The following is a 23,584-nucleotide window of genomic DNA, read 5'->3' on the forward strand; positions in this document are numbered from 1 at the left end:
GAGCTGAAAATGACAACGGGTCACAGCATTGCTGCTGTGACCCGTTGTCTCTAGTCAAATTATTGGTCGGCGTGAAAGGATTCGAACCTTCGACCCCTTGCACCCCATGCAAGTGCGCTACCAGGCTGCGCCACACGCCGAACAGCTTCGAATTATAGATCCAAATCACGCTGCCACCGACAGAAGACCTCGGATTTCAAACAATTCACGGCGTACCGATTCGAGGTCTGCGGGCAGTACTGCCTGAGGGGCTGGGCCATTGGGATCAGATCGCGCTACGTGGCCCGCATCCAAGGCGTCTTGCAGCGGATCACCGGCGAAGGACAGCGCCTGCGCCCCGTCTTGAAGCTGATTGCGGGCACCACTGATCGTGAAGCCTTGGTCGTAGAGCAGATCCCGTATGCGACGAATCATCAGCACCTCATGGTGCTGGTAATAGCGCCGGTTGCCGCGGCGCTTCATAGGGCGCAATTGTGTGAATTCCTGCTCCCAATAGCGCAGTACATGCGGCTTGACAGCGCACAAATCGGCCACTTCACCAATGGTGAAATAGCGTTTGGCTGGTATGGAAGGAAGCGCAGATCCCATGAAACGAGCGCGCCACCGCGCGCAAGATGCGATAAACCTTCTAGCCTACAGCAGACGCATCCGTTGCGCTATGCGTTGTAACGGCCCAACAACGCGGAAGCTGCATCATTCCGAGGGGAAATGCCCCTGAATTTGTTCCTTGAGCTTGGTACTGGCATGAAAAGTCACCACCCGGCGTTCACCAATGGGGATGGCCTCACCCGTGCGCGGATTGCGACCTGGGCGGGGTGCCTTGGTGCGAATCTGGAAATTGCCAAATCCTGATAACTTGACATCGTCCCCCTCCACCAGGCTGCGCGCAATCAAATCGAAAAACGCGTCCACCATGTCTTTGGACTCCCGCTTGTTCAGCCCGATCTGGTCAAACAAGAGCTCCGCAAGCTGCGCCTTGGTGAGCGCGGGCGTTTCCAGGCTTTCCACTGAAAATTCGATGCGTTGCATCGTATGTCTCCTAGGCCCGCAGGCGAGCGCCGTGGCGCAGACCCAGTTGCTCCACGATCGTCTGCACCGCCGTATCGATCTGCAACTCGGTCAGCGCGGTTTCCCCCCCAAGCACCAGTCGAATCGCCATGCTCTTCTCTCCCACGGCAAGCGAGCCAGGCGCTGCAAGCTCGCCAGTTTTGTTGAGCTTGGGCCGGAAGACGTCAAACAAGACCACATTGCGCAGAAGACCGGCATCCACCGCACTGGCGATGGTGTCCTTGATCTGCGCGTAGATGATGCGCTCGTTCACCACGACCGCGATATCACGTTCCACCACCTGGTGCCGGGCAACTGGACGGAACGCTGGCACCGTGCGGCGGAGCACCGGGTCAAGTTCCAGCTCAAACATCACGGGCGCCTGAGCAAAACCCCAACTCTGTCGCCACTTGGGGTGCAGTTCACCCACATACCCCACAGCACAACCGTCGACCAAAACCCGTGCACAGCGACCGGGGTGCATGGCGGGATGCTCTGCAGCCTCAAACACCGGCACGCGCGGTGCCAACAATGCCTCGACGTCGCCCTTGATATCGAAGAAATCGACATTGCGCGGGCTAACCGACCATTGGACACCGTCGGCAGGGCCGAAGGCGAGACCGGCAACGCGCTGCGGCTGGTGATAACCCGCCACACTGTTATCAGAGTCCTGCACGGATGCGTCGCGCAAGAAGATGCGGCCAATCTCGAAGACCCGCACCCGCTCTGCCCGTCGGTCTGCGTTGTACTTTAAAACCTGTAGCAAGGAACCTAGAAGGGACGAGCGCATGACGCTCATTTGGGACGAAATTGGATTGAGCAAACGGATCGGGGCAGTGTTGGAGGTCAACTCACGTTCCCAACCCTCGTCGACAAAGCTGAAATTGATCGTTTCCTGGTACCCCAGCGAGGCGATCTGACGCCGCAAGGTGAAGGGACTGCGCCTGCGCTCCTCGCGCAGCGTGGGCGTGACAGGCGCCAGCGGCGGCGTATCGGGCAATTGCCCGTATCCCACGATCCGCGCAACCTCTTCGATCAGGTCTTCTTCAAGCGCAAAATCAAACCGGTAGAGCGGCGGTGTGACGGTGAGCACGTCGGCCGACTCGACCACCTCAAGGCCAAGCCGTGTCAGCACCTCGGCGCATTGGGCTTGCGAGAGCGGCATGCCGATCACCTTGGCCGCCCGGGAGACACGAAGACTCACGGGGACGCGCTGTGGCATACGCGGCTGTTGGTCATCGACCGGGCCACAAACCGTCTCGGGCGTGCCGCAAATATCCAGCACCAGTTGCGTGATGCGCTCAATGTGCAGGACTGTCTGCTCGGGGTCTACCCCTCGCTCGAAGCGATGCCCTGCCTCGGTGGCGAAGCGAAACTGCCGCGAGCGGCCGGCCACGGCTGCAGGCCACCAAAATGCTGCTTCGATGTAAATATCCTGCGTGTCGTCGGAGACGGCCGTCGCATCGCCACCCATGATGCCGGCGAGGGATTCGACCTGCACTTCGTCCGCAATCACGCCCACGCGTTCGTCCAGATCCACCGTGCTGCCATTGAGCAAGGCCAGTCTTTCACCCACGCGTGCCCAGCGAACGTCAAGGCCTCCGTGGATTTTTCCGAGATCAAAAATGTGCGAGGGCCGCCCCAGTTCGAACATCACGTAGTTCGAGATATCCACCAGCGGCGAGACGCTGCGCTGTCCACAACGCGCCAAACGCTCCACCATCCACGCGGGAGTGCTGGCACGCGGGTTGACCCGGCGCACGATGCGACCGGAAAACCGTCCACAGAGGTCGGGCGCGCTGATCTTGACCGGCAAGGTATCCAAAATATTTGCAGAAACTGAGCCAATGTTTGGCTGCATGAGTGGGGAACCGGTCAGCGCAGCCACTTCACGCGCCACCCCGAAGACGCTCAAACAATGCGCCAGATTGGGCGTCAGTTTGAGTGTGAACAACGTATCGTCCAGCGCCAGCACGTCGCGTACGTTGGCACCGAGAGGCGCCTCAGAAGCGAGCTCCAGCAGTCCACCGTGGTCGTCGGACAGCTTGAGCTCCTTGGCAGAACACAGCATGCCGAAGCTTTCCACCCCACGCAGCTTACCTACGCGAATAGCAAATGGCTTGCCATCTTCTCCGGGTGGTAGCTGCGCCCCCACGACAGCGCAGGGCACCTTGATGCCAACACGCGCATTGGGTGCTCCGCAGACGATGTTGAGCAGTTGCGCTTGGCCAATATCCACCTGGCAAATGCGCAACCTGTCGGCATCGGGGTGCTGCACCGCCTCACGGATTTCGCCCACCACCACACCGGTGAAAGGGGGCGCGACCGGCCGCAGTTCTTCGACTTCCATGCCGGCCATGGTCAAGGTATCGGCAAGCTCTTGCGTGCTCAAGGGCGGATTGCAAAATTGGCGCAGCCACGATTCAGGAAATTGCATGAGGAGATTTTTGGTTCGTCAAAAGAGCGCTGGCGCGCTGATCGCAGGGCAGTGGAAAGCGTCCTTGCACATCACTGGAATTGCGACAAGAAGCGGATATCGCCGTCAAAGAAGAGCCGCAAATCATTCACCCCATAGCGCAGCATGGTCAAGCGGTCAAAGCCCATGCCAAAGGCGAAACCTATGAAGCGCTCGGGATCGAGCCCCATGTTGCGCACCACATTGGGGTGCACCTGGCCTGACCCGGCCACTTCCAGCCAACGACCGGCAAGCGGCCCGCTTGGAAATTGAATGTCAATTTCGGCACTCGGCTCGGTGAACGGGAAAAAACTGGGTCGAAAGCGCAGCACCAAGTCGTCTGTCTCGAAAAAAGTGCGGCAAAACGCGGTGAAGATGTACTTCAAGTCCTTGAAACTGACGTTCTCGCCGATCCACAACCCCTCGCACTGGTGAAACATGGGCGAATGCGTGGCATCGCTGTCTACACGGTAAGTGCGACCAGGCGCAATGACGCGAATTTCCGGCATGGGCTGGCCGGCATCGATTGCGGCGCGGTGGCGCTTGACGTGCGCGATCGCATGGCGAATCTGCATCGGACTGGTGTGCGTGCGCAGCAAATGGGGCGCATGCTCGCTCCCACCTTCCAAATAGAAAGTGTCATGCATGGAGCGTGCCGGATGGTCTTCGGGCGTATTGAGCGCCGTGAAATTGAACCAATCGGTCTCGATTTCCGGCCCATCGGCCACCTCGAACCCCATGGAGCCAAAGATGCTCTCGATGCGCTCCAAGGTCAGCGATACCGGATGCAGCCCGCCCTGCCCACGTTGGCGCCCAGGCAGGGTCACATCCAGGGCTTCGGCGTGCAACTGGGCATTGAGCTCGGCGTCGGCCAAAGCCTGCCGCCGGGCCGTCAAAGCAGCCTCTATGGCTTGTTTGGCAAGGTTGATGGCCGCACCGCGCGACTTTTTCTCGTCGGGCGAGAGCTGCGCCATGCCCTTCATGAGTTCTGTCATGCGCCCCGACTTGCCAAGGAACTGCGCCTTGGCGTTTTCGAGATCGGCCGGCGTGCCACTCGCAGCAAAAGATTGCTGCGCGGCACCCACCAAGGAATCCAGATCGTTCATAAGTGCTCTTGAAAAAGAAACAAGGGCTAGCGCCCTTTCAAGCCCTAGCCCTTGTCATGGTTGCGGTACAAGCTATCAATAAAATAGCAAGTCGCTACGCTCAAGCAGCCAGTTTTGCCTTGACCTGCTCCACAATGCTGCCAAAGGCAGCCTTGTCGTGCACAGCCAGATCGGCCAGCATCTTGCGGTCGATCTCGATGGATGCCTTCTTCAGGCCGTTGGCGAACTGGCTATAGGTCAGGCCCAGCTCACGGGCTCCAGCGTTGATACGGGCAATCCAGAGGCGGCGGAACACGCGCTTCTTGGCACGGCGATCGCGATAGGCATATTGCCCAGCCTTCATGACCGCTTGTTTGGCGATCCGAAAGACATTACCGCGGCGACCGCGAAAACCCTTGGCAAGGGCCAGAACTTTTTTGTGACGGGCGTGAGCCGTTACACCACGTTTGACGCGAGGCATGTGAGTACTCCTTGTTCGTCCGTTGATTACAGGCCAGCGAAGGGCAGCATCTGCGCCATATGACCCATATTGGTCTCATGGACAGACGTGATGCCACGCAGATGGCGCTTGTTCTTGGTGGTCTTCTTGGTCAGGATGTGACGCTTGAAGGCGTGGCCGCGCTTGACGGTACCACCCGGGCGAACGCGAAAGCGCTTCTTTGCGCTGCTCTTGGTCTTCATTTTGGGCATGGAAATGCTCCTTTTATTGTGCTCGTGAGGCGCCTGCAAAACAGCTTGCAAGCTTGTTGGCCCCGAGACACTTCTTTTGACCGGTTTTGCATCCGGCCCAGGACAGCGGCAACACCGCTCTCCATTTTTTGATCGCCCAGGCGAACCCGGGCGGATCAAAATCTTAAATCTATCGTCAGGCTGCGTTCACGTCCGAACCAGCAGCCACCTCAGCCGATCGCGCAGCCGCAGTCTTTTTACGTGCCGGTGCGATCATCATGATCATCTGCCGACCTTCAAGCCGGGGAAACTGCTCCACGAGAATGGTGTCACCCAAATCGTCGCGCAGTCGGTTAAGCAACGCCAGACCGAGATCCTGGTGCGTGATCTCACGGCCACGAAAACGCAGCGTAATCTTGCATTTGTCACCCTCAGCGAGAAAACGCCGGATGTTGCGCAACTTGATGTTGTAGTCGCCGTCATCGGTGCCCGGGCGGAACTTGATTTCCTTGATCTCGATGACCGTCTGCTTGGCCTTCGCTTCCGCCGCACGCTTTTGCTCGATGTACTTGAACTTTCCATAGTCCATCAGACGGCAAACAGGCGGGTTGGCCGTCGCGGAAATTTCCACGAGGTCCACATCCAGCTCCCCGGCCATGCGCAAGGCGTCCATCAGGCTCACAACACCCAAAGGCTCGTTCTCTGGGCCCGACAAACGGACTTCCGGGGCCATGATTTCACGGTTCAAGCGGTGCTTGCGCTCTTCACGGTGGCGACGATCACGAAATTCAGTAGCTATGGTTCTCACCTCTTGTGTTGAATTTAAGAATCCCAAGACCGCCCAAACACCGCCGCAAAGCGGCTGGCATCAGACAATCTCAAGTTCTTTCGGCAACTGCGCTGGTAAGAAGTCGAATGAAATCATCGACTGGCATTACCCCGAGATCCTTGTTGCCTCGGGCGCGCACTGCAACGGCACCGGCTGCACGCTCTTTCTCGCCAGCGACGAGGATAAAGGGCAGCTTTTGCAACGAATGCTCACGTATTTTATACGTAATCTTCTCGTTTCGTAGATCCAGCGCGATGCGCAGCGGGTGCTGGGGCACCGCTTGCTGGATTTTTTCGGCAATTTCACGACAGTAATCGCCCTGCGCGTCAGTGATGTTCAGAATACCCACCTGCACCGGCGCGAGCCAGACCGGCATAGCCCCAGCGTGCTGCTCGATCAGAATACCAATAAAACGCTCCAGGCTGCCGACGATGGCACGGTGCAGCATGACGGGTCGATGTCGGTTGCCGTCCTCACCGACGTACTCGGCATCCAGCCGCTCTGGCATGGAGAAATCGACCTGGATCGTGCCGCATTGCCACTGGCGTCCGATGGCATCCTTGAGCGTGTACTCGATCTTGGGCCCATAGAACGCCCCCTCGCCCGGCGAAATTTCGTACGCGCAGCCCGAGGCGTCGAGGCTGGTGATCAGCGCTGCTTCTGCTTTGTCCCAGCTTTCATCCGAGCCAATGCGCGCATCGGGGCGCGTGGCGACCTTGTAGATAATGTTCTCGAATCCAAAGTCTTGGTACACCTTCTGAAGCAAAGCGGTATAGGCGGTGCATTCCGCAAGAATTTGGTCTTCGGTGCAGAAGATATGCCCATCGTCTTGCGTAAAGGCGCGCACACGCATGATGCCGTGCAGGCCGCCCGTCGGCTCGTTACGGTGGCACTGGCCAAACTCACCGTAGCGCAGCGGCAGATCCCGGTAGCTCTTGATGCCCTGCTTGAAGATCAGGATATGCCCGGGACAGTTCATCGGCTTGAGCGCGTATTCGCGCTTTTCCGATTCGGTCGTGAACATGTTTTCGCGGTACTTGTCCCAGTGCCCGGTCTTTTCCCAGAGCGTCTTGTCCAGAATCTGCGGGCCTTTGACTTCCTGGTAGCCGTTGTCCTGGTAGACACGGCGCATGTACTGCTCCACTTCCTGCCACAGCGTCCACCCCTTTGGGTGCCAGAACACCGTACCAGGCGAATGCTCGTCGATGTGGAACAAATCCAGCTCACGCCCCAGCTTGCGGTGGTCGCGCTTCTCGGCCTCTTCCAGCATCGTGAGGTATTGCGCAAGCTCGTCCTTGGTCGCCCAGGCCGTGCCGTAGATGCGCTGCAGCATCTCGTTGCGGTGGTCACCGCGCCAATACGCGCCTGCCACTTTCATCAGTTTGAAATGCTTGAGCTTGCCCGTGCTCGGGACGTGGGGGCCGCGGCACAAATCCTCAAAAGTGCCTTCGCGGTAAAGGCTGACATCCTCGCTGCTGGGAATGCTAGCGATGATTTCCGCCTTGTAATGCTCACCAATACCTTTGAAATACGCGACTGCTTCATCACGTGGCAGCACACGACGCACCACTGGCTCGTCCCTGGCGGCAAGAGCCGTCATGCGTTTTTCGATGGCTTCCAGGTCTTCTGGCGTGAACGGGCGCTTGTACGCAAAGTCGTAAAAGAAACCATTTTCAATTACCGGGCCAATCGTGACCTGGGCATCCGGAAAAAGCTCCTTGACTGCATAGGCAAGCAAGTGCGCCGTCGAGTGGCGAATTACGTCCAGTCCTTCAGCATCCTTTGCCGTCACGATAGAAAGCGGACTATCCTGGCTGATCAGATAACTGGTATCGACCACCTTGTCGCCCACTTTGCCCGCCAGGGCTGCCTTGGCGAGGCCTGAACCGATCGAGGCAGCCACTTCGCCAACGGTGACGGGGCCCGGATACTCGCGCTGCGAGCCATCGGGAAGGGTGATGTGAATCATGGGAATCCTTGTCGAATCTTGGGGGAAACCGCGCGGCGCCCTTCAAAGCAAAAGCGCGGACCATGTCCGCGCTTTTCAGGTAAAAGTTGAATCCTGTGCAGGCACGAACAGCCAGCCTCAGCGGCTGGTAACCATCTCCGGTGTAGTTCGCGGTGTCATAACCAAAGTGCCTTTCTTGCCCTTGTTGGTGGATTCTGCATTTCATTTTAACCGGTACAAAAAAAGGCCCGCAACGAGCGTTGCGGGCCTTTTCACATCTCCGCAGAAAAAATCAGTGGAACTGCTCTTCTTCGGTGGAACCGGTGAGCGCCTTTACGCTGGAGGAGCCACCCTGAATCACGGTGGTGACGTCGTCGAAGTAGCCCGCACCCACTTCTTGCTGGTGCGACACGAAGGTGTAGCCCTGCTCGCGCGCTGCGAACTCAGGCTCTTGCACCATGTTGACGTAGTGCTTCATGCCTTCGCCGCCAGCGTAGGCGTTGGCGAACTTGAAGGTGTTGAACCAGTTGATGTGGATACCGGCCAGCGTGATGAACTGGAACTTGTAGCCCAGCGCCGACAGGTCTTCCTGGAACGAAGCGATCTGCTTGTCGTCAAGGTTCTTCTTCCAGTTGAACGAGGGCGAGCAGTTGTACGACAGCAACTTGCCGGGGCAGGCCGTCAGCACGGCTTGCGCGAATTCGCGGGCGAAGCCGATATCGGGCACGCCGGTTTCGCACCACACCAAATCGGCATAGGGAGCATAGGCCACACCGCGGCTGATGGACTGCTCCAGACCATTCTTGACACGGTAGAAACCTTCTTGCGTACGTTCCCCGGTCAGGAAGGGCTTGTCGTTGGCATCGTAGTCCGAAGTGATCAGATTGGCGGCTTCAGCATCGGTACGAGCCAGGATCAGGGTAGGCACACCCATGACGTCGGCAGCGAAGCGGGCGGAAATCAGCTTCTCGCAGGCTTCTTGCGTGGGCACAAGCACCTTGCCACCCATGTGACCACACTTCTTCACGGCTGCCAGCTGGTCTTCGAAATGCACACCGGCAGCGCCTGCGGCGATCATGTTCTTCATCAGCTCGAAGGCGTTCAACACGCCGCCAAAACCAGCTTCAGCATCGGCCACGATGGGCAGGAAGTAGTCGATGAATTCCTGGTCGCCCGGGTTGAGACCACGTGCCCACTGAATTTCGTCCGCACGCTTGAATGTGTTGTTGATGCGGCGCACCATGGTAGGCACCGAGTCGTAGGCGTACAACGACTGGTCGGGGTACATGGTTTCCGACGTGTTGCCGTCCGCAGCCACTTGCCAGCCCGAGAGGTACACGGCTTCCAGACCTGCTTTGGCCTGCTGCATTGCCTGACCGGCGGAAATGGCGCCAAAGGCATTCACATAGCCCTTTTTGGCACCGCCATTGACCTTCTCCCACAGCTTCTCAGCGCCGCGCTGGGCAAGCGTGTGCTGGGGCTGCAGGCTACCGCGCAGGCGCACGACGTCGGCGGCGGTGTAGCCACGCTTGACGCCCTTCCAGCGGGGGTTTTGCGCCCAGTCTTTTTCGAGGGCAGCAATTTGCTGTTCGCGGCTCAGTTGTTGGGTGAGGGATTGGGGCATGTGAACTCCATGAAGGTTGAAAAAACGACCGCGCTGCTCGGCAGTTGCATGGCTTCACTTTAAGTCTTCTATAAGACTTGTGCAAGCTCTTATGTCTTATAGAAGAGTCAGATTAATTTTCACAAAATCAAGATGTTGCGATGAACTTTTCACATTACAAAATCATCTTAATGAAACGGGCTCTTCGGTATTGGCGTGGAACGTTATCAAATTTTCACATCAAGAAATGATATTTCCATAATATGAAACTTCTTGCTGCCATTGATCGAAAACTTCCCCATCCCCTAGCCGTTGTCCACAGCTGAGCTGTTTTACCTGCGCACCTATCTGCCCGTCAGGTAGACCACGTGCGGCTTGCGTCCCTTCATGCGCTGCTTTGGAATCGTCCAGGTCGCGCTCTCGAAATCGACCTCACCCCAAGTGGCCTGGATCAGTTCGCTCTTGCGAACCAAGGTCACCATGATCATGCGCAGCGCCAGCCGGATGGACGGATAGGTCGCCACCGATTCCATCATCCGGATCTCCAGCGGTGACAGGGCGCGATCCTTGGGCACGAAGGTCGCTATCGACGCTTCGCCCACTCCGGCCGCTGGGTTGTCCACCTTCTCTCTATGAAGTAGGGTGAAAGCATAGATTTGCTTCACGATGTCGCGGGTGTGCATCGCAGTGGCCGGGGCGCCCCACCCTTTCACCTTGCCGCACAGGGCGCGCAAGTCGTCGGCGGTGATTTCGTTGAGCATGCGGTTCTGGAAGGCCGGCAGGATGTCCCGATCAACGATGCTCTTGCGCATCGCTCGCGTGCTGTCGGCCATCCGGGCACCGGCAAGCCACTGGGCGGTCATGTCGCCGAAGTTCTTGGCGGCGGTCAGGCGGCGCTTCTCGCGCTGCTTCTCATGCGCCGGGGACTTGCCCTGGGCGACGGCCTTCTTGGCATCCAGCAGCTTTTCGCGGGCCATCGTGAGCGAAATGCGGGACGGCCCATACCGTCCAATGGTCAGCGTCTCGCGCCGGCCGTTGAGACGGTAATCGTAGCGGAAGGTGACGGTACCGGTGGGCGATACCGTCACGTACATCCCATCTCGGTCAGAAGCCTTATAAGTCAAGGGCTTAGGCTTCAAATTGCGCAGTGCGGTGTCGGTAAGCATCGAGGTTTTCCTCCTGTTGGTGACGGCTTTTACCGTCAGGGGTCAGGAGACCTGCTGATGCCCGGAAAGCCACATGAAATCAGCTTTCCAGAGGAGACTTTTACCGTCAAAGACCGATTTGGTCTCAATAGTGAACGGGAGGGTCTTAATCCGGCCTCCGGTTCTTACCGCCACTTTTACCGCCAACCTATTCCGCTGGCCGGCGATAGCCACCGATAGCTGCAGTCACGTATTTCTTTCTAAATCAACACGTTACGGCAGTTTTTCGATAGCTGGCGATAGTCCCCGAAGGACCTGATTTCACTCCCACTCAATCGTCGCTGGCGGCTTGGAACTGACGTCGTAGGTCACCCGATTGATACCCCGGACCTCATTGATGATGCGGCCGGAAACTTTCTTGAGCAGCGCGTAGGGCAGCTCGGCCCAGTCGGCCGTCATGAAGTCGCTGGTCTGCACGGCGCGCAGTGCCACCACATAGTCGTAAGTGCGGCCATCCCCCATCACGCCGACGCTCTTGACCGGCAGGAAAACGGCGAAGGCCTGGCTCGTCAAGTCGTACCAACTCTTTCCGCTTGCCTCGTCCTTAAAGTTGCGCAGTTCCTCAATAAAGATGGCATCTGCACGGCGCAGCAGGTCGGCATATTCCGGCTTCACTTCGCCCAGAATACGCACGCCCAGGCCGGGGCCGGGGAAGGGATGGCGATAAACCATCTCGGGCGGCAGACCCAAGGCTACGCCTAGCTCGCGCACCTCGTCCTTGAACAGATCGCGCAGGGGCTCTAGCAGCTTCAATCCCAACTGCTCCGGCAGGCCGCCCACGTTGTGGTGGCTCTTGATGGTGACCGCTTTTTTGCTCTTGGCGCCACCCGATTCGATCACGTCGGGGTAGATAGTGCCCTGCGCGAGCCATTTGGCGCCCTTGGCACCAGCACTGGTCAGCTTGGCTGCTTCCTGCTTGAACACCGTGACGAACTCGCTTCCAATGATCTTGCGCTTGGCTTCCGGATCGGCGACGCCCGCGAGCTTGCCGAGAAACAGCTCGCTCGCATCGACACGAATCACTTTGGCGTGCAGCTTGCCAACAAACATGTCCATGACCATGTCGCCTTCATTGAGGCGCAGCAGGCCGTGGTCCACGAACACGCAGGTCAGCTGATCACCAATGGCACGGTGAATCAGCGCAGCAGCCACGGATGAATCCACTCCGCCCGACAAACCAAGAATCACTTCCTCGTCACCCACCTGCTTGCGAATCAGTGCCACTGCTTCGGCCACGTGGTCGCGCATGACCCAATCGGGTGAGATCTGGCAGATGCCCAGCACAAAACGCTCGAGAATGGCCTTGCCTTGCCGCGTATGCGTCACCTCCGGGTGAAACTGCACTGCATAAAACTTGCGCTCCTCATCGGCCATGCCCGCGATGGGACAGGAATCGGTGGACGCCATGAGTTTGAAGCCAGGAGGCATCTCGGTCACGTTGTCACCGTGGCTCATCCAGACATGCAGCATGCCGTGGCCTTCGGGCGTTGCGTAATCCTGGATGCCTTCGAACAACTGGGTGTGGCCACGTGCACGGACTTCGGCATAACCGAATTCGCGCTTATGCCCGCCTTCGACCTTGCCCCCCAGCGCGGCAGCTATTGCGTACATGCCAAAGCAGATACCGAGCACCGGAATACCGAGTTCGAACACCACCTGCGGCGCCCGCAGGGTTTCGTCTTCCCAGAGGCTGGCATGGCTGCCCGAGAGGATCACACCTTTGAGCATGCCGTCTGCGGCGAACTCGCGGACCCAGGCATCGGTCACGTCGCAAGGGTGCACCTCGCAGTACACATGGGCTTCGCGCACACGGCGGGCGATCAACTGGGTGACCTGGGAGCCGAAATCGAGAATGAGAATTTTCTGGTGTTGCATGGCAGGCGACAGAAAGAAAGACAAAGGCCCGAACACCGTGAACTGGGTTCGGGCCTGCGGAGCAGTAGCGTCAGTCGGCGCGGTAGTTCGGCGCTTCCTTGGTGATCTGCACGTCGTGCACGTGGCTTTCGCGGATCCCGGCTGTGGTGATCTCGACGAACTCGGCCTTGTTGTTCATGTCTTCAATGGTGGCGCAACCGCAGTAGCCCATGGCGGCGCGCACGCCACCCGCCATCTGGTAGACGATGGACACCATGGAGCCCTTGTACGGCACACGGCCCTCAATGCCTTCGGGCACTAGCTTGTCGGCGTTCGGATTGCCCGTGCTCGATTCCTGGAAGTAGCGGTCAGCGCTGCCTTGCTGCATGGCGCCAATGCTGCCCATGCCGCGGTAGCTCTTGTAACTACGCCCTTGGAACAAGATAACTTCGCCCGGCGCCTCTTCCGTACCTGCAAACATGCCCCCCATCATGATAGTGCTGGCCCCAGCAGCAAGCGCTTTGGCAATGTCGCCGCTGAAACGCACGCCGCCGTCGGCGATCAGGGGCACGCCCGTGCCCTGCAAGGCAGTGGCGACGTTGTCAATGGCCATGATCTGCGGCACACCCACGCCTGCGACGATGCGCGTCGTGCAGATCGAGCCAGGGCCAATGCCCACCTTAACGGCGTCGGCCCCTGCCTCCACCAGCGCAAGCGCAGCTCCGCCCGTGGCGATATTGCCGCCGACGACGTCGATATGCGGATAGTTCTGTTTGACCCAGCGCACGCGCTCGATCACGCCCTTGCTATGCCCGTGCGCCGTATCGACCACAATGGCGTCCACCCCGGCTTTGACGAGCGCCTCAACGCGCTCTTCGGTGCCCTCGCCCACCCCCACGGCAGCGCCCACCCGCAGGCGCCCCGAAGCGTCGCGCGCAGCGTTGGGGAAACTGGTCTGCTTGGTGATGTCCTTCACCGTGATCAGGCCCTTGAGCTCGAAGGCGTCATTGACCACCAGGATGCGTTCAAGCTTGTGCTTGTTGAGCAGCGCCTTGGCCTGCGCAGGGGACGTGCCATCGCGCTCGTTCACCGTGATGAGCTTCTCGCGCGGCGTCATGATCTGGTGCACCTTGACGTCGTAGCGCGTCTCAAAGCGCAGGTCGCGCCCCGTCACGATGCCGACCACCTTGCCGCCATCACAGACCGGGAATCCTGAGATACCCAGCTGCTCGGACAATTGCAGCACCTGCAGCACGGTATGTTCCGGCGTGATCACCACCGGATCGCGCACCACGCCCGACTCGTAGCGCTTGACCTTGGCCACCTGGGCCGCTTGCTCCTGCGCGGTCAGGTTCTTGTGCACGATGCCGATGCCGCCTTCCTGGGCAATGGCAATGGCCAGGCGTGCTTCCGTGACCGTATCCATCGCGGCGGACACCAGCGGCAGGTTGAGACGGATATTGCGGGAAAACCGGGTGGCGAGAGAGGTGTCCTTGGGCAGGACCTGGGAATACGCTGGCACCAGCAACACGTCGTCGAAGGTGAGCGCTTTGCCAAGAAGGCGCATGTGAAAGCTCCAAAAAATCAATTGTACCCGCCACTTTTGCTGGCGACTTCGGCGCAGCAGCCGCTAAACTGCAAGCATGAAGCTGCACAAACTCTGTCTGGTGACGCTGGCCTGCGTTTGGTCGGTGGGCGCCGTAGCGCAATGGCAATGGATCGACAAGGACGGCCGCAAGGTTTTCAGCGATCGTCCGCCGCCGCTGAGCATTCCGGATAAAGACATCCTTCGCCAACCACAGCAGCAACCTCGACCCGTAGCGCCAGCCAACGCCGATGCAGACACGCAGGCAGATGCGCAGCCTGCCGCTGCCAAGGCGGCTGCAAAGCCTGCCGCCAATGCGCCAGGCAAAGGCGTAGACAAGGAGCTCGAAGAACGCAAGGCCAAAGCCGATGCGGAAAAAGCGGCCAAGGACAAGGCAGACGAGAAAAAAATGGCTGCCGCCAAGGCAGAAAACTGCACCCGCGCCAAGCAGTCCAAGGCCACGCTGGACTCGGGTCAGCTCATGAAACACACCAATGCCAAGGGCGAGCAAGTGTTCCTCGACGACGCAGCGCGGGCCGCCGAGCGCAAACGCGCACAGGCGGTCATCGACTCGGACTGCAAACCCTGAGCATCATCGCTTCGGAACCGGTTTGCGTACAAACAGCCCGGCGCTTCGCGCACCCTGGCTAACAAAGCGTTCACGCCGGGCCACCTTGGGATCCACCCTCAGCGCTCGGTAGGTCTCTACCCGATCGCCATCACGCAACACCTGGGTGAGCGGCGCAGCCTTGCCCCAGATACCGACAGAATCCAGGGCTGTCACATCGCAGCCAGCGAGGCGCAGGGCGTCCACAAGTTGCGCGCCGGCAGGCATATCACCGCACCATTCGCGCACCGCGCCTGGTTCTGTGCAGACGGCCACCGTCACCCGCAGCCTCTGTGGCACTTGGCCAGCGTCAGCCATAAACCTGCTCGGCGCGCTTGACGAAGGCATCCATCAAGCTGCTGGCAATACGATCGAACACCGGCCCCACCACCGCGGCCAAGGGTGCGCTGTTGAACCCGTAATCCAAATGCAGATTAATGCGCGCTGCGCGCTGCGCGCCGTCCCCCACGGGTTGGAAATGCCAATCGCCATTCAAGCGGGAAAATGGACCCTTGATCAGTTGCATCTCCACCCGCCGACCGGCCTCATGCAGGTTGCGGGTAACAAAACTCTGGCGAATCCCCGCCATGGAAATGCCGATTTCTGCCACCACGCCGCTGCTTTCCTGTTCCAGCACACGGGCGTGGTCGCACCAAGGAAGAAACTCGGGATAACGGTCCACATCGGTGACGAGGCTGAACATTTCCTCCGGGCTGTACCAAATGAGGACAGATTTGTTGACGTTCTTCATGAAATGGGACTGCGGGGCGCCAGGCCGCGCTCCGACCATGGCACACCCTAGAATCAGGACTGCGCGAGAACAGCAATTGTAAAGAGGGGCGTCCGCCCCCTCCGCTGGCGCCTTACGACCCGATGGCCAAGAAACCTGATTCCAATTCCCGCATCGCCGACAACAAGAAGGCCGCGTACAACTACTTCATTGAGGAGCGCTATGAGGCAGGCTTGGTCCTGCAGGGCTGGGAAGTGAAGGCGCTGCGCGAAGGCAAGGCGCAGCTGACAGATGGCTATGTGGTGATCCGCGAGGGCGAGCTGTACCTGATTGGATGTCAGATCAATCCGCTCAAGACCGCGTCCACCCACGTCAGCCCCGAGGCCGCGCGCACCAAAAAGCTCCTGCTGCACAAGGAGGAGATCAAGCGCCTGATCGGCAAGGTCGAGCAAAAGGGCTACACGCTGGTGCCCCTGAATCTGCATTGGAAGGACGGCCGGGCCAAATGCGACATCGCCCTGGCCAAAGGCAAGGCCGAACACGACAAGCGCGACACCATCAAGGACCGCGAAGGCAAGCGCGAGGTGGAACGCGCCCTGAAAAGCCGCAGCCGCTGAGGCAGCGCGCGGTAGGGGCCCGGCACCGAGTGCCAAAGGGCACCGGGCTTGGGTTTTTTTGCGGAGCCGTGGAATAAACATCGGGGCCCATGTGTTTGTTCAAGTGCAAGGCAGCATCCGCCTCCGCCTGCATCCCACCTGGAGAAACCCATGAAAAGATTGATCTCGATGGCCGTATTCGCCGCAGCAGCCTCGCTGGCTGGCTGCGCTACCATGGACGACTCGCCCGTGAAAACCATGGACGGCGCACTGGTCGGCGCTGGCGGCATGACGCTCTACACCTTCGACCGAGACGCCGCGGGCAGCGGCAAGTCGGCGTGCAATGGCCCCTGCGCCGCCAACTGGCCGCCGCTGATGGCCAGCAAGGCCCCCGGCGGCGACTACAGCGTCATTACCCGCGACGACGGCATGACCCAACTGGCCTACAAGGGCAAGCCGCTGTACTACTGGTCCAAGGACACCAAGCCTGGCGACAAAACCGGCGACGGCGTGAACCAGGTTTGGCATACCGCACGACCATAAAGTTCACGAAGCACCGCAGGCATGAACCGCACCCAGGTCGTCGAGCAGCTGCCCGGGCTGCGCCGTTATGCCCGGGTGCTGACGGGCGAGGCCTGGGCGGCCGATGATCTCGTACAGGACACGCTCGAGCGCGCCTGCAGCAAGTGGCTGCTGTGGCGTACGGGAACTGACCTGCGCGCCTGGCTGTTCACGCTGATGCACAACCTGTACCTCAACCAGCGCCGCGCGCTGTCCTCGCCAGCGCCCGTCAATATCGAGGACGTCCAGGACCAGTTGCCCGGTGGCAGTGGACCTTCGGATGAGGCGCTGGACCTGGAACGCTGCCTGCAGCGCCTGCCGCCCGACCAGCGAGCTGTGCTGCTGCTGGTCGCCATGGAGGACATGAGCTATGAAGACACAGCCCGGATCCTGGGCATCCCGGTGGGCACCGTCATGTCGCGCCTGTCGCGGGCCCGCACACGCCTGCGCGCGCTGATGGACCGCGAACCCACACCAGGCCTCTCCCAGGCGGCCCCCGCGGGCGCGCCGACCACAGGCCCGGCACCTGCACTGCGCCGCCTGAAGTAACGACCATGACCCGCTCCTCCACCATCGATCCGAGCCAGCACGCCTCTCGCCCTCAGGCCGACGAGAGTGCCCACTGGCATGCGCTGGTGGACGGCCAGCTGCCACCCGCACAGGCGCAGGCGCTGCACGAGCAACTGCTTGACGATGAGGCCGCCCAGGACGCCATGGCCCACTGGCGGGCGCAGGGGGACCGGCTGCACGCGCTGCACCAGGATCTGCTCCACGCCCCCGTCCCCGACATGCTGCTCGCCGCCGCGTTGCGAACCGCAGACCGCGGGCAGCAGCAGGCGAGGTGGTGGCGCTGGGGTGGCATGGCCGCCTCGGTGGTGCTGGCCTTTGGGCTGGGATGGACGGGACGCAGCCAATGGCCCGGCCTTGCACCTGGCGTTGCACCTGGGAGCAGCATGGCAATCCGGAACGCAGCGCCGCTGGCGGCAGAAACCCCGCAGCGATTTGCCCAGCAGGCCGCGGTGGCCCACGCGGTGTACCAGCCCGAGGTGCGCCACCCGGTCGAGGTTACCGCCGCGCAGCAAGACCATCTGGTGCAGTGGTTGTCCAAACGGCTGGGCCGGCCGCTCAAGGTCCCTGCCCTGGGCTCGCTTGGCTACGAACTGGTCGGCGGTCGGCTCTTGCCCGGCGATACCGGGGTACGCGCGCAGTTCATGTACCAAAACAGCGCAGGCCAACGGATCACGCTGTACCTGGGCGCTCTCGCACCCGCGTCGGCCGGTGCCGTCCGCAGCGGCTTGCCGGGACCAATCGCCCCGGCGCCCGGGGCGACTTCGCCCTCCGACACCGCTTCTTTCCAGTTCACCCAGACAGGCCCGGTGTCCGGCTTCTACTGGACAGACGCCGGATTTGGCTACGCCTTGAGCGGGCAGCTCTCGCGCCCGGAGCTACTGAGCCTGGCAACAGCCGTGTTCCAGCAATTGAATCTCTGAGGCCAACGACAGTTCAGGCCAACTGGGCCAGCGGATGTGCGTAGGCAGGCCAGGGGCTGGTAAAGAACGGCGCCACCATCGCGGGTGTCACGTCTTCGATGCGCGCCGGGTTCCAGTGGGGCGTATGGTCCTTGTCCACGGCGAGTGCACGGATGCCTTCCAGGGTTTCGCTCTGGCCTGGACGCAGGGTGAAGCAGTGGCGCACCATGTCGCGCTCCATGCGCAAATCGTCGGCCAGTTCCATGCTCCGCGCACGGCGGATTTGCTGCAGAACGACGCTCAGCAACAAGGGCGAACGCTTGCGCAGTGTCGCCGCGGTGTCGTGCTCCCACTCGCCGTCAGCGGCTTCGAGGGCAGCCACGATTTCGCCCACGCTGGGGAGTGAAAAATATTGGTCAATTTGAGCTCTAGCGCTTATGTAATATGCGCTTACAGCTATCATTTTTGATTTCACAAGCGCGGTAACCGCACCAGCGTCAGCGAAGTGCTGTGTCCCCAGAGCCTCCCACAACGACGCCTGTGTCTCCAGTGCGATGCGCCCGTCCGCCAAGCCCAGCGCCAGGGCGGCATCCCCTCCGATCGCCTCGCCGGTCAGCGCCAGCCACTCCCCCGTATGGCCGGGGCAGCGCGAAAGAAAGTAGCCGCCGCCCACGTCCGGAAACAGGCCAATGGCCGTCTCGGGCATCGCCATCTTCGTGCGCTCGGTCACCAGCCGCAGCGCAGCACCCTGGCTGATGCCCATGCCGCCACCCATGACGATGCCATCCATGAAGGCAATGTAGGGCTTGGAGTAGCGATGGATCAGGTGGTTGAGGGCGTATTCCTCGGTGAAAAAATCTTCCAGGCGCGGATCGCCCGTACTGCCCGCCTGGTGCAGAAACCGGATGTCGCCGCCAGCGCAGAAAGCGCCAAACGGACCTTCCTTGTTACTGCCGCGCACAGCGACGGCCAGCACGGCGGGGTCGTCCTGCCAGGCGAGGAGCTGCTCCATCAGGCCGCGCACCATGTCAAGCGAGAGCGCGTTGAGCGCACGTGGCCGATTCAAGGTAATGAAGCCAACCTGGCCTCGTCGTTCGCACTGCAGTTCCACCAAATGCTCCGTCATGTCTGCTCTCTCCACCCCAGTAATTCGTTGAAAACCAGTGCGCCAATCACCAGCGCGCCTCCCGTCAGCACGGCCGGACCGGGTCGCTCGCCCGCGCCCCACCATGCCAGCAAAATACCAAAAATCACCTCCAGCAGACCGAGAAGCGCCATCTCGGGCGCTTTCAACACCCGGCCGCAACGCACCACCAGCAGGCAGGGGACCGCCAGCTGCACCAGACCCAGAAAAGCGAGCAGCAGCAGGTCATGGCCGGAGGCGGCAAACGGCAGCGCAAGCGGCAGGGTAGCCAAGCTGGAGATCACGGCGCCGATCAGTACCGCAGGCATCAGGTCGACCGATTCCCCATGGCGCTGCGCGTGCTGCACCACCGTCCAGTTCACGGCCGCAGCCAGGGGCACACACAGGGCAACCAAGGTGCCCGCCAGCGGTACGCTGCGCACCTGCGTACCGAACATCCAGGCGATGCCCAGCCCCGCCACTGCAATGGCCATCCCGGTGCGGGGGGCGATGCGATGGCCGATGAAAACCCGGGCTACCAGAGCGGTCAGTAGCGGGCCAGAGGCCATGGTGACCAGTACGTTGGCCACCGGCATGAGCGTGATGCCGACCATGAAGGCCGTGAACATCACGCTCCAGCACACGCCCGAGAGCCACAGGGCATGCCCGCCGCGCAATAGCGGCGCCAGGGCGTTTCGCCCGCGCACGGCAGGCAAAAGCACCAGAAGAGAGGCGAGCGTGAACACGCTGCGCCAGAACGTCACCTCGAAACTGCGCGCCTGCTCAAGGTGGCGGGTGACCACGCCCGCTATCGACCACAGAAAGGTGGCACCCACCATGGTCCACACCGCGCGGGTATGGGTCAGGCTTCGTCCTGCCTGCAGCAACGAAGCTTGGGCCGGATGCGTTTCCATCACGCGGCAATGAAGGCGCGCGCAGCGCATTGCAGCGGCCACCGCGCTGGGGCCAGCGCTACCGGGGCTTGTGCGCTCATTCCCGGCTGGCGCGCTTGCGGTCACTCTCTTTCAGGTGGCGCTTGCGCAGGCGAACGGACTTGGGCGTGATCTCGACCAACTCGTCGTCTTCAATGAACTCAACGCCGTACTCCAGCGTGAGGTCAATCGGCGGCGTGATCTTGATGGCGTCTTCCTTGCCCGAGACACGGAAGTTGGTCAACTGCTTGGTGCGCGTGGCGTTCACCACCAGGTCGTTGTCGCGGCTGTGGATGCCGACGATCATGCCCTCGTACACCGGGTCGTTGGCCTTGACGAACATGCGGCCGCGGTCGTCGAGCTTGCCCAGGGCGTAGGTGAAGATTTCGCCGTCGTCCATGGAAATCAGCACGCCGTTCTTGCGGCTGCCGATCTCGCCCTTGTGCGGCTCATAGCTGTCAAAAATGTTGGAAATCAAGCCCGAGCCGCGTGTCAGGTTCAGGAATTCGTTGGTGAAACCAATCAGCCCACGCGCAGGAATGCGGTATTCCAGGCGCACGCGGCCGCGGCCGTCCGGCTCCATGTTCACCAATTCGCCTTTGCGCTCGCCCAGCGCCTGCATCACGCCGCCCTGGTGGGTTTCCTCGATGTCGGCGGTGACCAGCTCGATAGGCTCGTGCTTGACGCCGCCCACGTCCTTGAACAGCACGCGGGGTTTGGAGACGGCCATTTCGTAGCCTTCGCGGCGCATGTTCTCCAGCAGGATGGTCAGGTGCAACTCGCCCCGGCCCATCACTTCAAAAATGCCTTCTTCATTGGTCTCGCTGACGCGCAGAGCCACGTTGTGCTGCAGCTCTTTCTGGAGGCGGTCCCAGATCTGGCGGCTGGTAACGTACTTGCCTTCGCGGCCAGCCAGCGGGCTGGTGTTGACGCAGAAATTCATGGTCAGCGTGGGCTCATCCACCTTGAGCATGGGCAACGGCGCCGGGTTCGTGGGGTCGGTCACCGTCACGCCAATGCCGATATCCGAAATGCCGTTGATCAGCACGATTTCGCCCGGGCCGGCCTCGGTGGCCTGCACGCGCTCCAGGCCCTGGAAGGTGAGCACCTGGTTGACGCGGCCTTTGAAGGATTTCCCGTCCGGGCCCTCCATCACGAGCACGTCCATGTTGGGTTTGATGGTCCCCTGGTTGATGCGGCCCACCCCAATGCGGCCGACGAAGGTGGAGAAATCGAGCGCCGAGATCTGCAGCTGCAGCGGCGCATTCTCGTCGCCCTCATGCGCGGGAACGTGCCCGAGCACGGTTTCAAACAGCGCCGACATGTCCGGGCCCCATTGTTCGCCCGGTTCGCCTTCTACCAGCGACGTCCAGCCGTTGATGCCCGAGGCGTAGACCACCGGAAAATCGAGCTGCTCGTCGGTTGCGCCGAGCTTGTCGAACAAGTCAAATGCAGCGTTCACCACCTTGTCGGGGTTCGCGCCGGGCTTGTCCACCTTGTTGACCACCACGATGGGCTTGAGGCCCAGCGCCAACGCCTTCTTGGTGACGAAACGCGTTTGCGGCATCGGGCCTTCCTGCGCGTCGATCAGCAGCACCACGCCGTCCACCATGGACAGCGCCCGCTCGACCTCACCACCAAAGTCGGCGTGGCCGGGGGTATCGACGATGTTGATGTGCGTGCCCTTCCAGGACACGGCGCAGTTCTTGGCCAGGATGGTGATGCCGCGCTCGCGTTCGATGGCGTTGTTGTCCATCACCGTGTCGACGACTTTTTCGTGTTCGGCGAAAGTGCCCGACTGGCGCAGCAGCTGGTCCACCATGGTGGTTTTGCCATGGTCAACGTGGGCGATGATGGCGATGTTGCGAATTTGCTTGTTCATGTCGTTTCCAAAATACCGGCGTTTGCGGCGCTCGGCGTGCTCTTCAAGATTTGTTCGATTTCGATCGGGCTCAGCAACCGGTCGGGGATAAGTTCGCCTGCCACCACGTGGCCCGCGCCCAACAGCGCGGCAGGCGCTTGCCCGAACACCGCAACTTCTGGCGCATCGGGCCAGGCGCCGCGGCGGCGCAGACCGGAGAGAAAACGCCCGGCCTCGTAGGCGTCCAGCTCAATGCGAGGTTGACCGGCGAGCAACAACTCAGCCGGCGCCAGGCAGGCAAGGCGAGCGTCTTCGTCCATGGCTTCCAGCGCCTCAAGCGTGACGCAATCGGCCAGCCCCAAGCCTCCGGTTTCAATGCGGCGCAAAAAGGTCAGGTGGGCGCCACAACCGAGTGCCGCTCCGATATCTTCGCCGAGGGTGCGGATGTAGGTGCCTTTGCTGCATTTCACTACGATATTGATAGCTGGATGCGCAGATGTATCCTGCGCTGGAGCCAGATTTAACTCAAAAATTTCTACGTTACGCGGCGCGCGCTCCACCTCAATGCCCGCGCGCGCGTATTCGTAGAGCGCGCGCCCGTCCTTCTTCAAGGCGCTGTGCATCGGCGGCACCTGCGCCATGGGGCCGGTGAACTGGCGCTGCACAGCCGCAAGCCGCTCTGGGGAGAGTGCGTCAGCCGGAACCGGCCGCTCGGCCAGCACGTCACCTTCCGCGTCGCCCGTGCTGGTCGTCACACCGAGGCGCGCCACCGCGTGGTATGTCTTAGGGGCGTCGAGCTGCAACTGGCTGAATTTGGTCGCCGCGCCAAAACACAGCGGCAGCACGCCAGTGGCCAGCGGATCGAGCGTACCCGTATGGCCCGCCTTTTCCGCGCGCAACAGCCATTTGGCCTTTTGCAAGGCTTGGTTGCTGGAGAGCCCCAGCGGCTTGTCGATGAGCAGCACCCCATGCACCGGGCGCCGCTGCACCCGAATGCGGGGAGCCGGCGCGGTCATTCGTTGTCTTCTTTTGAGCGCGAAGCGACCGCCTGGGCAATCAGCGCATTCATATCCGCCGCATGCTCGGGCGTGCGGTCGAACACGAAGTGCAGCGTGGGCACGGTATGGATGTGCAGGCGCTTGAACAGACCGGCGCGCAAAAACCCCGCCGCCTGATCCAGTGCTTCTTGCGTGGCGGCCGGCTCGCCGGTCAGCACGCTGTAGAACACCTTCGCATGGGCGTAATCGGGGGTCACCTCCACCGACTGGATGGTGACCATGCCGACGCGCGGGTCCTTGAGCTCGCGCGCGATCAGCTCCGACAGATCGCGCTGGATCTGGTCGGCCACCTTGAAGGCGCGGTTAGGCGTGGAGGATTTCTTGGCGGCCATGTTAGTAACCCACT

Annotated in this window: 23 protein-coding genes, 1 tRNA gene and 1 pseudogene; 5 read left to right on the forward strand and 20 right to left on the reverse strand. The window is 61.0% G+C overall.

The window, feature by feature from the left end:
- Nucleotides 1-63: 63 nt before the first annotated feature.
- From D3F03_RS03075 to guaB, 13 genes and pseudogenes are all read right to left on the reverse strand, one after another.
- A tRNA-Pro gene (locus tag D3F03_RS03075) sits at nucleotides 64-140 on the reverse strand.
- A gap of 25 nt (nucleotides 141-165) precedes the next feature.
- Complete coding sequence (locus D3F03_RS03080) at nucleotides 166-588, reverse strand: MerR family transcriptional regulator (RefSeq protein WP_119107865.1); 423 nt, start codon at nucleotides 586-588, stop codon at nucleotides 166-168.
- A 105-nt stretch (nucleotides 589-693) separates the two neighbouring features.
- Nucleotides 694-1,029 (reverse strand): integration host factor subunit alpha, encoded by a 336-nt coding sequence (locus D3F03_RS03085; RefSeq protein ID WP_119107866.1) that lies wholly within the window; start codon nucleotides 1,027-1,029, stop codon nucleotides 694-696.
- A gap of 10 nt (nucleotides 1,030-1,039) precedes the next feature.
- The gene (gene pheT, locus D3F03_RS03090) at nucleotides 1,040-3,484 is read right to left on the reverse strand and encodes a phenylalanine--tRNA ligase subunit beta (RefSeq protein WP_119107867.1); all 2,445 of its coding nucleotides are present in this window, start codon (nucleotides 3,482-3,484) and stop codon (nucleotides 1,040-1,042) included.
- Nucleotides 3,485-3,555: 71 nt separating this feature from the next.
- Entirely contained in the window at nucleotides 3,556-4,608 is a 1,053-nt protein-coding gene (gene pheS / locus D3F03_RS03095) for a phenylalanine--tRNA ligase subunit alpha (RefSeq protein ID WP_119107868.1), read from the reverse strand.
- 100 nt (nucleotides 4,609-4,708) lie between these two features.
- Entirely contained in the window at nucleotides 4,709-5,068 is a 360-nt protein-coding gene (gene rplT / locus D3F03_RS03100) for a 50S ribosomal protein L20 (RefSeq protein ID WP_106447603.1), read from the reverse strand.
- A 26-nt stretch (nucleotides 5,069-5,094) separates the two neighbouring features.
- Complete coding sequence (gene rpmI / locus D3F03_RS03105) at nucleotides 5,095-5,298, reverse strand: 50S ribosomal protein L35 (protein ID WP_119107869.1); 204 nt, start codon at nucleotides 5,296-5,298, stop codon at nucleotides 5,095-5,097.
- A 175-nt stretch (nucleotides 5,299-5,473) separates the two neighbouring features.
- Complete coding sequence (gene infC, locus D3F03_RS03110) at nucleotides 5,474-6,085, reverse strand: translation initiation factor IF-3 (protein ID WP_119107870.1); 612 nt, start codon at nucleotides 6,083-6,085, stop codon at nucleotides 5,474-5,476.
- Between the two features lie 70 nt (nucleotides 6,086-6,155).
- On the reverse strand, nucleotides 6,156-8,075 hold the full coding sequence (gene thrS, locus D3F03_RS03115; RefSeq protein ID WP_119107871.1) for a threonine--tRNA ligase: 1,920 nt from the start codon (nucleotides 8,073-8,075) through the stop codon (nucleotides 6,156-6,158).
- A gap of 271 nt (nucleotides 8,076-8,346) precedes the next feature.
- Nucleotides 8,347-9,678 carry an isocitrate lyase gene (gene aceA, locus D3F03_RS03120; protein WP_119107872.1) on the reverse strand — a complete coding sequence of 444 codons (1,332 nt, stop codon included), beginning with the start codon at nucleotides 9,676-9,678 and terminating at the stop codon, nucleotides 8,347-8,349.
- A gap of 332 nt (nucleotides 9,679-10,010) precedes the next feature.
- A pseudogene (locus tag D3F03_RS03125) lies at nucleotides 10,011-10,823 on the reverse strand (tyrosine-type recombinase/integrase); the annotation flags it as partial.
- Between the two features lie 300 nt (nucleotides 10,824-11,123).
- Nucleotides 11,124-12,737 carry a glutamine-hydrolyzing GMP synthase gene (gene guaA, locus D3F03_RS03130; protein ID WP_119107873.1) on the reverse strand — a complete coding sequence of 538 codons (1,614 nt, stop codon included), beginning with the start codon at nucleotides 12,735-12,737 and terminating at the stop codon, nucleotides 11,124-11,126.
- A gap of 70 nt (nucleotides 12,738-12,807) precedes the next feature.
- A complete protein-coding gene (guaB, locus tag D3F03_RS03135; protein WP_119107874.1) occupies nucleotides 12,808-14,283 on the reverse strand; it encodes an IMP dehydrogenase in 1,476 nt (491 codons plus the stop codon).
- 76 nt (nucleotides 14,284-14,359) lie between these two features.
- Here guaB and D3F03_RS03140 point away from each other — a divergent pair, with 76 nt between their 5' ends.
- Nucleotides 14,360-14,890 carry a DUF4124 domain-containing protein gene (locus D3F03_RS03140; protein WP_119107875.1) on the forward strand — a complete coding sequence of 177 codons (531 nt, stop codon included), beginning with the start codon at nucleotides 14,360-14,362 and terminating at the stop codon, nucleotides 14,888-14,890.
- 3 nt (nucleotides 14,891-14,893) lie between these two features.
- Here D3F03_RS03140 and D3F03_RS03145 read toward each other — a convergent pair whose 3' ends face one another.
- Together D3F03_RS03145 and D3F03_RS03150 are read right to left on the reverse strand one after the other, a co-directional pair.
- Nucleotides 14,894-15,256 (reverse strand): RnfH family protein, encoded by a 363-nt coding sequence (locus D3F03_RS03145; protein WP_425453061.1) that lies wholly within the window; start codon nucleotides 15,254-15,256, stop codon nucleotides 14,894-14,896.
- Nucleotides 15,219-15,659, reverse strand: coding sequence for a type II toxin-antitoxin system RatA family toxin (locus D3F03_RS03150; protein WP_119107877.1), 441 nt, complete (start codon nucleotides 15,657-15,659; stop codon nucleotides 15,219-15,221). Before D3F03_RS03150 ends, D3F03_RS03145 begins: the two co-directional genes overlap by 38 nt.
- A gap of 122 nt (nucleotides 15,660-15,781) precedes the next feature.
- Between D3F03_RS03150 and smpB the strand changes: the two genes are divergently transcribed.
- From smpB to D3F03_RS03170, 4 genes are all read left to right on the forward strand, one after another.
- Complete coding sequence (gene smpB, locus D3F03_RS03155; protein WP_119107878.1) at nucleotides 15,782-16,255, forward strand: SsrA-binding protein SmpB; 474 nt, start codon at nucleotides 15,782-15,784, stop codon at nucleotides 16,253-16,255.
- 150 nt (nucleotides 16,256-16,405) lie between these two features.
- A complete protein-coding gene (locus tag D3F03_RS03160; protein ID WP_119107879.1) occupies nucleotides 16,406-16,777 on the forward strand; it encodes a COG4315 family predicted lipoprotein in 372 nt (123 codons plus the stop codon).
- Between the two features lie 21 nt (nucleotides 16,778-16,798).
- The gene (locus tag D3F03_RS03165; RefSeq protein WP_119107880.1) at nucleotides 16,799-17,344 is read left to right on the forward strand and encodes an RNA polymerase sigma factor; all 546 of its coding nucleotides are present in this window, start codon (nucleotides 16,799-16,801) and stop codon (nucleotides 17,342-17,344) included.
- Between the two features lie 5 nt (nucleotides 17,345-17,349).
- The gene (locus D3F03_RS03170) at nucleotides 17,350-18,285 is read left to right on the forward strand and encodes an anti-sigma factor family protein (RefSeq protein WP_199665397.1); all 936 of its coding nucleotides are present in this window, start codon (nucleotides 17,350-17,352) and stop codon (nucleotides 18,283-18,285) included.
- A gap of 13 nt (nucleotides 18,286-18,298) precedes the next feature.
- Here D3F03_RS03170 and D3F03_RS03175 read toward each other — a convergent pair whose 3' ends face one another.
- From D3F03_RS03175 to rbfA, 5 genes are all read right to left on the reverse strand, one after another.
- Nucleotides 18,299-19,390 (reverse strand): enoyl-CoA hydratase/isomerase family protein, encoded by a 1,092-nt coding sequence (locus D3F03_RS03175; RefSeq protein WP_119107881.1) that lies wholly within the window; start codon nucleotides 19,388-19,390, stop codon nucleotides 18,299-18,301.
- Nucleotides 19,387-20,301 carry a DMT family transporter gene (locus D3F03_RS03180; RefSeq protein WP_342769297.1) on the reverse strand — a complete coding sequence of 305 codons (915 nt, stop codon included), beginning with the start codon at nucleotides 20,299-20,301 and terminating at the stop codon, nucleotides 19,387-19,389. The genes D3F03_RS03175 and D3F03_RS03180 overlap by 4 nt, the downstream gene beginning before the upstream one ends.
- 76 nt (nucleotides 20,302-20,377) lie before the next feature.
- Nucleotides 20,378-22,201 carry a translational GTPase TypA gene (gene typA, locus D3F03_RS03185; protein ID WP_119107882.1) on the reverse strand — a complete coding sequence of 608 codons (1,824 nt, stop codon included), beginning with the start codon at nucleotides 22,199-22,201 and terminating at the stop codon, nucleotides 20,378-20,380.
- The gene (gene truB, locus D3F03_RS03190) at nucleotides 22,198-23,196 is read right to left on the reverse strand and encodes a tRNA pseudouridine(55) synthase TruB (protein WP_119107883.1); all 999 of its coding nucleotides are present in this window, start codon (nucleotides 23,194-23,196) and stop codon (nucleotides 22,198-22,200) included. The genes typA and truB overlap by 4 nt, the downstream gene beginning before the upstream one ends.
- The gene (gene rbfA / locus D3F03_RS03195; protein WP_119107884.1) at nucleotides 23,193-23,570 is read right to left on the reverse strand and encodes a 30S ribosome-binding factor RbfA; all 378 of its coding nucleotides are present in this window, start codon (nucleotides 23,568-23,570) and stop codon (nucleotides 23,193-23,195) included. The genes truB and rbfA overlap by 4 nt, the downstream gene beginning before the upstream one ends.
- Between the last annotated feature and the right edge of the window lie 14 nt (nucleotides 23,571-23,584).

Origin of the sequence: Simplicispira hankyongi, assembly GCF_003570885.1 — a bacterium.
Lineage (GTDB): Bacteria > Pseudomonadota > Gammaproteobacteria > Burkholderiales > Burkholderiaceae_C > Simplicispira > Simplicispira hankyongi.